Source organism: Leptodesmis sp. (genome assembly GCF_052746595.1).
The window spans coordinates 4,285-6,507 of the sequence record NZ_JBRAGO010000160.1; the positions used below are offsets into that span (position 1 = coordinate 4,285).

A 2,223-nucleotide genomic window follows, 5' to 3' on the forward strand; every position below is an offset into this window, starting at 1 on the left:
ACCGGGTGCGGTACTTACAAGCGGCTTCTCCCAGTTCCACAGTAGTGCGTCAGGGCGCATCGGAAGCCGTAGTGCCTTACGATCAACTCTCCAGCCGATTGCAACAACTCAACCGGGCTGGCCGCAAAGTGATTAGCGTGGCTCCGGTATAAACGCTGATCCTAAACATGAGTAAAGTGATGCGATGGCATTACTTTACTCGTTGTTCCATAGAAATCTATAAAACTTGTGTATGAGTCCCTGGTCATTGATACTGGGGAATTCATCGATCATTATCAGTCACGATTTAAGGAGAATTTGCAGGTGGCTATTACGACAGCAGCCTCCCGATTGGGAACATCCGCCTTTAGCAACGCTGCGCCGGTAGAATTGCGCCCAAACGCCAGTCAGGATGACATTGAAGCCGTGATTCGTGCGGTGTACCGTCAACTGTTGGGGAACGATTATTTGATGCAATCCGAGCGTCTGGTAGGGGCTGAATCTCTGCTGAGAAATCGGATCAGTTCCGTGCAAGACTTTGTCCGCGCGGTAGCCAAGTCGGAACTGTACAAGCATAAGTTTTTCTACAACAACTTCCAGAGCCGCACGATCGAACTCAACTGCAAGCACCTGTTAGGGCGAGCACCCTACGATGAGTCGGAAATCATCTATCATCTGGATTTGTACCAGAACAAAGGGTATGACGCAGACATCGACTCCTACATCGATTCCCCCGAATATCAGCAAAACTTTGGGGAAAACATCGTGCCCTACTACCGTGATTTAGAAACCAAAGGCTCTGGTGCTGGCCAGAGAACCGTTGGTTTCACCCGCCTGTTCCAGTTGTATCGCGGCTATGCTACTAGCGATCGGTCTCAGTTTGGCGGCAGTACTCCCCGATTAGCCACAGAACTAGGCCGCAACAGCGCCTCGGCTGTGGTGGCTTCCGGCAGCACGGGCTATGGCTATCGTCCTTCTGCCAAAGGCACCCCCGTCAATAGCGCTTTCAAAGGATCGAGGATCTTCGGCGATCGCCGTCTGTACCGGGTGGAAGTGGCTGGCATTGCTGGCCCTGGCTATCCTCGCGTACGTCGCAGCAACAAAGCTGTGATCATTCCTTATGAACAACTGTCGGAGCACATGCAACGGGTGCAACGGGAAGGCGGCAAAATTGCCAGCATTACTCCCCTGTAAGTGACCGATTCCATTCCACGACTACTAGCGAGGTGAAACACAATGTTGGGTGAGCGCTACTTTCAATACGAAGTCGAGGGTCTCCGGCAAAGCGATGCCACCGACAACGCCGACTATGCTATCCGTTCCAGTGCAACCACACTGATTACGGTTCCCTACAACCGGATGAATGAAGAGATGCAGCGGATTACCCGGATGGGTGGCCGGATCGTTAACATCCGTCCCTGGACGGCTGAAGCTGTGGCGGCGGCGAAAGCACCAAAAGCGTCTCCTGCAGAAGGTTAGGAATCGAGTTCGAATCATCTGTTGAATGATTCAACCGAGGGGTGATGCATGGGAGGGAATCTAACTATTATCTCGACCCCTTCCCCAGCGTCGCCCCTTTTGGCTGATGCTATACTGAAAAGCCATGGATTCAACCCGTTGAGGTGATCGCCATGAGGGCAGTGAACGAACCGCGCTGACCACTGACCACTAACTGGGTAGTTGGATTAGTCCAGGGCTAAAGACAATGCAAAATTAAACGAGATCCATTGAGTGCGTGACGACCCATGCAAGACGCGAGTTTTGATGAATTGGATGCCCACCCACCCACCCCTGTGGGAGATCAGCCGTTAACGATTGACCAGGCGATCGCCAATCTGCAGGGAGAGGATCCCGGTCTGCGCTATTATGCGGCCTGGTGGCTTGGTCGCTTTCGAGTTCGCACTCCCGCCGCGATCGAGGCTCTGCTCGCGGCGTTACTTGATGAGGCTGATCGCACGCCCGACGGGGGGTATCCCCTGCGCCGCAACGCCGCCAGAGCGCTGGGTAAATTGGGTGATCACCGTGCTGTACCGGCCTTAATCGAGTGTCTGACCTGTTCCGATTTTTATGTTCGGGAAGCGGCCGCTCAATCGTTGGGACACCTGGGCGATCGCACTTGTGTGCCCCACTTAATTCAACTCTTAGCTGGAGGATTAACCGCTGCCCAACCCCGTCCTGGCAGTCCCCGACTGGCTCAGCCCTACGACGCGATCATTGAAGCCTTGGGAGCCTTAGGCGCGATCG

General features: G+C 54.1%; 4 protein-coding genes. All 4 read left to right on the forward strand.

The genetic code is table 11. The features are described from left to right. Positions 1–5 precede the first annotated feature (5 nt). Positions 6–152 carry a phycobilisome linker polypeptide gene (locus tag ACUVQO_RS21920; protein WP_445927949.1) on the forward strand — a complete coding sequence of 49 codons (147 nt, stop codon included), beginning with the start codon at positions 6–8 and terminating at the stop codon, positions 150–152. Positions 153–303: 151 nt separating this feature from the next. Further along, positions 304–1,173 (forward strand): phycobilisome rod-core linker polypeptide, encoded by an 870-nt coding sequence (locus tag ACUVQO_RS21925; protein ID WP_445927946.1) that lies wholly within the window; start codon positions 304–306, stop codon positions 1,171–1,173. Between the two features lie 42 nt (positions 1,174–1,215). Further along, complete coding sequence (locus ACUVQO_RS21930) at positions 1,216–1,458, forward strand: phycobilisome linker polypeptide (RefSeq protein WP_445927947.1); 243 nt, start codon at positions 1,216–1,218, stop codon at positions 1,456–1,458. A 266-nt stretch (positions 1,459–1,724) separates the two neighbouring features. After that, positions 1,725–2,223: HEAT repeat domain-containing protein (locus ACUVQO_RS21935; RefSeq protein ID WP_445927948.1), on the forward strand; the 499-nt coding region annotated here is incomplete at its 3' end.